This is a genomic window from Salibaculum sp. (assembly GCF_035270045.1).
In the GTDB taxonomy this organism is placed as follows: domain Bacteria; phylum Pseudomonadota; class Alphaproteobacteria; order Rhodobacterales; family Rhodobacteraceae; genus Salibaculum.
This window is the reverse complement of the sequence record NZ_DATFIP010000058.1, coordinates 65573-73878: the sequence shown is the minus strand read 5'-3', so window position 1 is coordinate 73878 and position 8306 is coordinate 65573. Positions and strand designations below refer to the sequence as shown.

The window sequence follows — 8306 nt, the reverse complement described above, 5'->3', positions numbered from 1 at the left end:
GCGCCGGCGTTCGAGCATGTCCGAGCGTTGATAGGTGCGTTCAACGTCGCTGCCGATGAAGTGCGCCAAAGCGATTTCGGCCATGTCGCGGGGATAGCCCTGTTCGGCGGTCCATTGGCGGAACGTCGAGCGCAACCCGTGCGGCACGGCCTGCCGCTTGCTGGACGGATCGAGATAACCGGGCCGGCCAGCCTGCACCTCGGACTCCTGCATTCGGCGCATGACGCCGGAAATCGACATGTCGCTAAGCTGCCCGCCGCGAGGCGCAAAGAAAACCAAAGGGTTGCCATCAAGACGTGGCAGATGCTCAAGCAGCGCCATGGCCTCCTGTGCAAGCGGCACCCGGTGTGGACGCCCGTTCTTCATGCGCTCTGCAGGGATGTTCCAGACCGACGACGCGAGATTGAATTCGTCCCAAGTGGCACCGCGCACTTCGCCGGACCGCGCCGCCGTGAGCGCCAGGAACTGCAAAGCGGCCGCGCCCATTCCATCGCGCGTCCCGAGGTCCGCCCACCATTGTTGGACGTCCGCGAGGGCGAGGGCGGGTTGGTTCGTGCTCTTCGCCACCTTCGCGGGGTTGGGCAGGATCTCCGACAAATTGCCCTTCCAGCGCGCCGGGTTTTCGCCACTGCGATGCCCGGCGACCGTCGCCCATGACAGAACATTCTCGAGACGGCCACGTAGCCGTTTGGCCGTTTCCGTCTTGCTGTGCCAGATCGGTTCCAGAACGCGCAGGACGTCCTGCGTTTCTATCTCGGACACTTGCTTGCGGCCGATGACCGGCACGGCGTGGGTTTCGAGCGTCGCGCGCCACTGCTTGCGATGCTTTTCGTTTCGGAACTCGGACAACTTGGCCGCAAGGTAAGTCTCGATCGCGTCTGAAAATGTCAGCACCTCTCTCGCCTCTCGCTTTTCGGCAAGTGGGTCACCGCCCAGCATGGCCGAGCCACGGTTTTCAAGCGCCTTCTTGCGCGCTACCGCGAGCGTCACTGCCGGCGGACTGCCCAAGCCCAGCTCGCGTCGCTTGCCGCGAATGGTGATCCGCTGCACCCACTGCCGGGCGCCGTTACTCGCGACCCTCAAGAACAGGCCCTGGCCGTCGAAATACTTGCCCGGCTTGGTGACGGTTTCCACGAACCGAGCGGAAAGCGCACGCTCGGGCTTGCGTATATTCTCACCTGACAAATTATCCCCCCAAAAATCCCCCACCAATACGTGGACTGGCTCGGATCATGCCGGAACATATTGGGCAAGGAAAGAGGATTATATGCAATAAGCACAGGACTTTGCGAAACTTCTGCGGATTTCCCTGGATGGAATGATGGCGGTTCCTCGGTCCGCCACTTTCCAAAGTAATAATTTGATTTTCAATCATTTTTCTAATCGGGAAATTTTTCCCGCCATAAGTGCTATCGTCAGCATTGCATCCAGGACCCTGCATTCGGCAGCGATTCTGCGTTGTGGAGCATTTCTTTTTCTGTCCGCAGCTCGAATGCTTGTCTGATCCTGCATCTTGTCCCTGCGGCCGTGGCGTGGGGGCGGTTAGGTTCTTTCGGGGGTCAGGGATCCGAACATCGCGCCGCTCGGGCGCTGCCCGTAACCCTCTGGGTTGCTGGATGTGTTGCCGCAACTGGAATACTATCAGCCCAACGACAACCGGGGGGGGCGGACGTTTGTTTCTGAGGCACCGACGGTCGCAGCCGCATCTTCGACAGCCCGCCGCGGCGCATGGGGGTCACGGTTTTCTGCGCTTGCCGAAGGGGGTCGTGCCAAAACGCCGCTTGAAGTGCCGTGACAGGACCGAGACCGAGTTGAACCCAGCCGCTGTCGCGACTTCCATCACGCTCATGTCCGTTTCGGCCAACAGGGAATGCGCCCGGTCCAGTCGGATGTTGCGGTAGATCGCGGCCGGTGGCTCGCCCAAGGTGCTGGTGAACTGCCGCTCCATCTGGCGGCGCGATACCCCGGCGCCCTCGGCCAGTTCTTCAAGGGTCAGCGGCTCATCGATATTGGTATACATGGCGCGCAGGACATGCAGCAGCTTCGGGTTGCGGCTGTCGATGGCCTGCGCGATCGACGAACGTTGCTCGCGGCCCGGCCGCTGGTTGGGGTCGTTCAGGCACATGTCGGCCACGGCGACGGCAAAGGCCTCGCCATAGTCCTCGGTTATGATCGACAGCATCATCTCGGTCGCGGCCGAGCCGCCGCTACAGGTGCGGAGGCGCCCGTCATATTCGTGTCGAGTCAGGCTGGGGGTCAGGTCCGGAAAGGCTTCGCGAAAGCCGGGCTGGTTTTCCCAATGAAGGGTGAATCGCTTGTCGTCGAGCAGCCCGGCGCGGGCCAGGGTCATGGCGCCGGTGCAGATGCCGCCGACCGGCGCGCCAAAGCGGGCGTGCTTGCGAATGGCGGCCAGAACCGCGGGCGAGGCGACCTCGGTGCCCCGGTTTCCTGAGCAGACGAAAAGCTCCAGTTCGTCATCCAGGGCCGCAAGGCCGCCATGCACGCCGATCTCCACCCCTGATGACGCCGAGACGGGCTGCCCGTCGTCCGACAGTACGACCCAGCCATAAAGCGGCCTCTGTGCAAGCTGGTTGGCCACGCGAAGCGGGTCCAGTGCCGAACTGAACGCCAGCAGGGTGAATTCCCGCAGCAGCAGGAAGCCGAACCAGCGCGTTGGCAGGGGGCTGTCGATCGGATAGGTGAAGGCCCCCGCGGGCACATGGGCCATGCGTTCAGGCGCCTGCCGGATCGTCATTGCCTAGCCCCTGTCCAGCAGCACCGGGAACCAGTCCTCGCGCAGGCGCTGACCCTCGCTCATCTCGTGGCCCGGAAAGGGCGGAGATGTGGGGCCGGGGCGCGGCGTGTAGCGCGCATCGTCGCCGACAAGGCGCAGAGAGAAGGCCCGCCTGCGGTCCTTGCGGGTGTTGCCGCGCGCCCCGTGCAGCACCATGAAGTGGAAGGCCACCGCATCGCCCGGCTCCAACGCGAATTCGCGGATCACCATGCTCTCGGCATCCGGGTCGGGGACGGGCATGTAGTCCGCCTCGTTGGGGTAGAAGCTTGTCTCGGCCATCCAGCGGGTGGGCAGCACGGGCCTGTCCCAGAGGTGCGATCCGGCCACGCAGCGCAGGGTGGCTTCGCGCACCGGGTCCAGCGGTGACCAGAAACTGACGGTCTGCTTGCCCTCAACGAAGTAATAAGGGCCGTCCTGATGCCAAGGCGTGGGTTTCGACGTGCCCGGTTCCTTGACCAGCACGTGATCGTGAAACAGCTGCACCCTGTCGGACCGCATCAGGTCGGCGGCCACATCGGCCACGGGCGACTCGTCAATGGCCTGTTTGAATTCCGTGATCCGGGCCCAGTTGCAATAGTCGTCGAAAAAGCGCCCGGCCTCGCCCTCTTTCAGGTTCTCGGCGGCATGGGGACCAGGTTCGGCCATGTTGCGCGCCACGCCGGCGCGCAGCAGATCGACCTGGTCTCGGAACAGCCCGCGCACCAAGGTGACGCCGTCACGCTGATAGGTGGCGATATCGTCTTGTGTCAGCAGTGGGTGGGTCACGTGGGCGTCTCCCGGTTGGCCTTTGGCGATGACATAGCATGTAAATGCTCAGGCGGGACAAGACCCCGCCGCTCAGTCACCGTCGCGGGCCTCGCGCACCCAGGCGATGATCGTCTGCCGTGCCTGGTCATCCATCTGGATGGCATTGGGCGGGGGCATGGCGTGGCTCACCCCGGCCTGCAGGTAGATCTGCCCCGCGTGGCGGGCCACGTCGCCGCGGGTTTCAAGGTAGACGCCATTGGGTGCCCAGTGCATGTTGCCCCAGGCCGGCTCGCGCGCATGGCACATGGAACAATTGCCCACCACGGCGAAATAGGCATCCTCGAACCCCTCGGCGGCGGCGAACTGTTGCTCGGCCTGGGTCAGGTCGCGGGCCTCGGCCTCTTGCCAGGTTTCGCCGTCGCGGTAGGTGGACAACCAGGCGATCATGATCATCAGCAGGACGGTCACGAACCAGGTCCAGTGCGGACCCTTCCCGGTCTTGTGCATGGTGTTGAAATAGTGACGGATCGTCACCCCGGTCAGGAAGATCAGGCTGGCGATCAGCCAGTTGTATTGGGTCGCGAAGGCCAGCGGGTAGTGATTCGACAGCATCAGGAAGACCACCGGCAGCGTTAGGTAGTTGTTGTGCGTCGAACGCAGCTTGGCGATCTTGCCGTATTTCGCGTCCGGCGTGCGCCCGGCCTTGAGGTCGGCCACCACGATGCGCTGGTTCGGCATGATCTGGAAAAAGACGTTGGCGGTCATGATCGTGGCGGTGAAGGCGCCTAGGTGCAGAAGCGCCGCGCGCCCCGTGAAGACCTGGTCATAGCCCCATGCCATGACCACAAGGATCGCGAAGAGGATCAGCATCAGCGCGGTGGGATTGTCGCCCAGCCGCGACTTGCACAGTTGGTCATAGGCGATCCAGCCGATCGTCAGCGACCCGCCGGAAATGATGATGCCCTGCCAAAGCGCCAGCTCGGCCTTTGTCGGATCAAGCAGGAACAACTCTCCTCCGACCCAGTAGACGATCATCAGAAGCGCCGCACCGGACAGCCAGGTCCAGTAGCTTTGCCATTTGTGCCAGGTCAAGTGCTCGGGCAGCCGCGCCGGGGCGACCATGTATTTCGTGGTGTGGTAGAAGCCGCCACCGTGGACCTCCCATTCCTCGCCACTGGCGCCCTCGGGCATGTCCGGGGCGGGTCTCAGCATCAGGTCCAGCGCGATGAAGTAGAACGAGGCCCCGATCCAGGCCATCGCGGTGATGACATGCAGCCAGCGCACCGAAAAGGCGATCCAGTCCCAGATGATTGCCAGGTCGTACATGCGGGCCTCCTGAGGGTTCGACGTGGCAAGCAGACTAGGCGACCCTAGTTTATTCTGCTATTGCCGGGAAAGTCCAAGCACCATCAAAAAATACAAAATAATGTCCTATCTCGACAATATCCGAACATTCGTCCGTGTCTACGAGTTGGGCAGCATGTCCGCCGCGGGCCGGGATTTGCGCATTTCCCCGGCCGTCACCTCGTCGCGGATTTCGCAGTTGGAGGAACACCTTGGCGTGCGCCTGTTCCAGCGCACGACCCGCAGCCTGACACCCACGGAACAGGGCCAGTCCTTCTATCGCGGGGCCACAGAGATCCTGGAGGCCGTGGAAAGCGCCGAGGCGCAGATCGTCAACATCACCGAGAACCTGCGTGGGTCTCTCTATGTCGCCGCGCCGCTCGGCGTCGGACGGCGGTTGATCGCGCCGCAGGTGCCGGCGTTCCTGGCCGACTATCCCGAGGTCAGCGTCCGGTTGCGCTTGACGGACCGCAAGGTGGACCTGACGACCGAGGGGCTGGACCTGGCCTTCTTCCTGGGCCAGCCGGAGGACAGCAACCTGCGCATACGCAAGATCGCCGACGTGGACAGGGTGCTTTGCGCTGCGCCGGACTATATCGCCCGGCGGGGCATGCCCGCGACCGGCGACGACCTGGTGGAGAAGGGGCATGAATGCCTGTCCCTGCGGTTCCCGGGCGCGACCGAGTTCCAGTGGCGCCTGTCGACGCCCGAGGGGCCGCGACGGTTTCGCGTTTCGGGGCGCTACGAATGTGATGACGGCGACGTGCTGACCGACTGGGCGCTGGCCGGGCAGGGCGTCGCCATGAAGCCTGTTTTCGAGATCGCCGAGCACCTGAAAGCGGGCCGTCTGGTGCCCGTCGCGGAACAGACCCCGCCAGAGCCGATCCAGATGGCCTGCCTGTTCACGCACCGACGGCGGCAGGACCCCAAGACGCGGCTGTTCATGGAATTCATGATCGAACGGATCGGCAAGGCGGTAACGGGCGGATAGGCGGCGACGCAGGCGGCCCGCCTGGCCTCAGCTTCCCCGATAGGTCGAATAGCCAAACGGCGAAAGCAGCAGCGGCACGTGGTAATGCGATGGCGCCGACATGCCGAAACGGATCGGGATCACGTCCAGGAATCGGGGGCTTTCCGCCGGTGCGCCGATCGAATCCAGATAGGCGCCGGCATGGAAGACCAGTTCGTATTCTCCGGTTTCGAAGGCCTCGGTCGGCAGGATCTGTTCGTCCGTTCTCCCATCGTCATTTGTTACGAGCGTTTTCAATAGTCGGCGGTGGCCGTCGAGGCGGAAAAGCTCGATCTTCAGCCCCTCGGCCGGACAGCCGCGGGCGGTGTCGAGAACATGGGTCGTCAGGTATCCGGTCATGGCGGGACCTTTCCAAAGATGTCACATTTCCGCCCCGTTCTGGCCCGCCGCGCGAAGCGGGGCAAGCCGAAGGGTCCTTTTTGGAACTTTTGAAAAGCATCTGGTATTTTCTCGTATATGCATCGGCAAAACGAAAGGAGCCAGCCATGGCACGCTATCCACGCGACATGACGGGCCACGGGGCCACCCCGCCAAAGCCCCACTGGCCCGGCGGGGCGAAGATCGCCGTTCAGATCGTCCTCAACTACGAAGAGGGTGGCGAAAACAACGTGCTGCACGGCGATGCGGCCTCCGAGGCGTTCCTGTCCGAGATCACGGGCGCGCAGCCCTGGCCCGGCCAGCGCCACTGGAACATGGAGTCGATCTATGAATACGGCAGCCGCGCCGGGTTCTGGCGCGTCCACCGTCTGCTCAAGGATACGCCGATCACCGTTTACGGCGTGGCCACGGCCTTGGCCCGCGCGCCCGACCAGGTGGCAGCGATGCAGGACGCAAGCTGGGAGATTGCCAGCCACGGGCTGAAATGGGTCGAGCACAAGGACATGAACGCCGACGAGGAACGCGCCCAGATCCGCGAGGCGATCCGCCTGCACACCGAAGTGACGGGCCGGCCCCCGCGCGGCTGGTATACCGGGCGCTGTTCCATGCATACCATCGACCTGGCCGCCGAAGAGGGCGATTTCGCCTATATTGCCGACAGCTATGCCGACGACTTGCCCTACTGGATCACGGCCGGAGGCAAGGACCAACTGATCGTGCCCTACACCATGGATTGCAACGACATGCGCTTTGCCATCCAGGCCGGGTTCACCAATGGCGCCCAGTTCGAAAGCTACCTCAAGGACAGTTTTGACTACCTCTATGCCGAAGGGCAGGCGGGTGCGCCGAAAATCCTGTCCATCGGGCTGCATTGCCGACTGATCGGGCGCCCCGGCCGCGCCGCCGCGCTGGCCCGCGTCCTGGACCATTTCCGCAAGCATGACGGGGTCTGGTTCGCCACCCGTGAACAGATCGCCGATCACTGGGCGAAGGAGCACCCGCCGATGGCCCTGCCGCGCCCCTCGCAGATGGAAAAGGCAGAGTTCGTGGACCAGTTCGGCGGCATCTTCGAGCACAGCCCCTGGATCGCCGAAGGCGCCTGGGAGCTGGAGCTCGGGCCGGCCCATGACAGCGCCGCGGGGGTGCATAACGCGCTTGCCCGCGTGTTCCGTGCCGCCCCCGTGGACAAGCGGCTTGGCGTGCTGACTGCCCACCCCGACCTTGCCGGCAAGCTGGCTTCTGCCAAACGGCTGACCGATGAATCGACCGCCGAACAGGCCAGCGCCGGGCTTGATGCGCTCACCGATGAAGAACGCGCCGCCTTCACCGAGTTGAACGATTCCTACACCGCCAGGTTCGGGTTTCCCTTCATCATCGCCGTGCGCGATCACGACAAGGCGTCGATCATGGCGGCATTCAAGACGCGGCTTGAAAATGACCGCGAGGCCGAGTTTGCCGAGGCCTGTCGCCAGGTCGAGCGCATCGCCGAGTTGCGCCTGATCGAGAAGCTGGGCGGATGACCGACCGCATCTGCCTGCAACCCCTGACCGGCGAGGCTTTTGCCCCTTTCGGCGACGTGCTGGAAGCGGCAGGCGCGCCGGACAAGATCATCAATCAGGGATTTTGCGGGCGCTACCACGACCGCGCGACCATGGACTTCGCCGGGGGCCGCGCGGGGATCAGCCTGTTCCAGGCCAAGCCGCGCAGGATTCCATATCAACTCGACATGATGGAACGCCACCCCGAGGGGAGCCAGGCCTTCATACCGATGAAAATGGACCCCTTCCTTGTGATCGTCGCTCCCGACGCGGGCGGCCGGCCCGGCCAGCCTCTGGCCTTCATCACCATGCCCGGTCAGGGCGTGAACTACCACCGCGGGGTCTGGCACGGCGTCCTGACCCCGCTGGCAGAACCGGGCCTGTTCGCGGTGATCGACCGTATCGGGGATGGGCCGAACCTGGAGGAGCACTGGTTCGATCGGCCAATCGAAATCACCGACACATAACAAAGGGC

The 8306-nt window shown here is 63.9% G+C and carries 8 protein-coding genes; 3 read left to right on the top strand and 5 right to left on the bottom strand.

Annotation, left to right across the window (positions count from 1 at the left end; all coding sequences use genetic code 11):
- From VJ897_RS10195 to VJ897_RS10180, 4 genes are all read right to left on the bottom strand, one after another.
- A partial coding sequence (locus VJ897_RS10195; RefSeq protein WP_324055502.1) for a tyrosine-type recombinase/integrase occupies window positions 1–1209 on the bottom strand: 1209 nt, incomplete at its 3' end.
- Between the two features lie 526 nt (window positions 1210–1735).
- Window positions 1736–2755: a GlxA family transcriptional regulator gene (locus VJ897_RS10190; protein ID WP_324055501.1), complete on the bottom strand. Its 1020-nt coding sequence runs from the start codon at window positions 2753–2755 to the stop codon at window positions 1736–1738.
- Between the two features lie 3 nt (window positions 2756–2758).
- Window positions 2759–3559, bottom strand: coding sequence for a phytanoyl-CoA dioxygenase family protein (locus VJ897_RS10185; RefSeq protein ID WP_324055500.1), 801 nt, complete (start codon window positions 3557–3559; stop codon window positions 2759–2761).
- A gap of 72 nt (window positions 3560–3631) precedes the next feature.
- Window positions 3632–4867 carry a urate hydroxylase PuuD gene (locus VJ897_RS10180; RefSeq protein ID WP_324055499.1) on the bottom strand — a complete coding sequence of 412 codons (1236 nt, stop codon included), beginning with the start codon at window positions 4865–4867 and terminating at the stop codon, window positions 3632–3634.
- A gap of 100 nt (window positions 4868–4967) precedes the next feature.
- Between VJ897_RS10180 and VJ897_RS10175 the strand changes: the two genes are divergently transcribed.
- Complete coding sequence (locus VJ897_RS10175) at window positions 4968–5876, top strand: LysR family transcriptional regulator (protein ID WP_324055498.1); 909 nt, start codon at window positions 4968–4970, stop codon at window positions 5874–5876.
- A gap of 27 nt (window positions 5877–5903) precedes the next feature.
- Here VJ897_RS10175 and uraH read toward each other — a convergent pair whose 3' ends face one another.
- Entirely contained in the window at window positions 5904–6254 is a 351-nt protein-coding gene (gene uraH / locus VJ897_RS10170) for a hydroxyisourate hydrolase (RefSeq protein ID WP_324055497.1), read from the bottom strand.
- Between the two features lie 146 nt (window positions 6255–6400).
- Between uraH and puuE the strand changes: the two genes are divergently transcribed.
- Window positions 6401–7813, top strand: coding sequence for an allantoinase PuuE (puuE, locus tag VJ897_RS10165; protein ID WP_324055496.1), 1413 nt, complete (start codon window positions 6401–6403; stop codon window positions 7811–7813).
- Complete coding sequence (locus tag VJ897_RS10160; RefSeq protein ID WP_324055495.1) at window positions 7810–8298, top strand: ureidoglycolate lyase; 489 nt, start codon at window positions 7810–7812, stop codon at window positions 8296–8298. The genes puuE and VJ897_RS10160 overlap by 4 nt, the downstream gene beginning before the upstream one ends.
- Window positions 8299–8306: the final 8 nt, after the last annotated feature.

What these genes read in the sequence shown, in the direction of transcription:
- puuE (WP_324055496.1), top strand. Translation starts at nt 6,401, where the DNA reads ATGGCACGCTATCCACGCGACATGACGGGCCACGGGGCCACCCCGCCA.
- VJ897_RS10190 (WP_324055501.1), bottom strand. Translation starts at nt 2,755, where the DNA reads ATGACGATCCGGCAGGCGCCTGAACGCATGGCCCATGTGCCCGCGGGG.
- VJ897_RS10175 (WP_324055498.1), top strand. Translation starts at nt 4,968, where the DNA reads ATGTCCTATCTCGACAATATCCGAACATTCGTCCGTGTCTACGAGTTG.
- VJ897_RS10180 (WP_324055499.1), bottom strand. Translation starts at nt 4,867, where the DNA reads ATGTACGACCTGGCAATCATCTGGGACTGGATCGCCTTTTCGGTGCGC.
- uraH (WP_324055497.1), bottom strand. Translation starts at nt 6,254, where the DNA reads ATGACCGGATACCTGACGACCCATGTTCTCGACACCGCCCGCGGCTGT.
- VJ897_RS10160 (WP_324055495.1), top strand. Translation starts at nt 7,810, where the DNA reads ATGACCGACCGCATCTGCCTGCAACCCCTGACCGGCGAGGCTTTTGCC.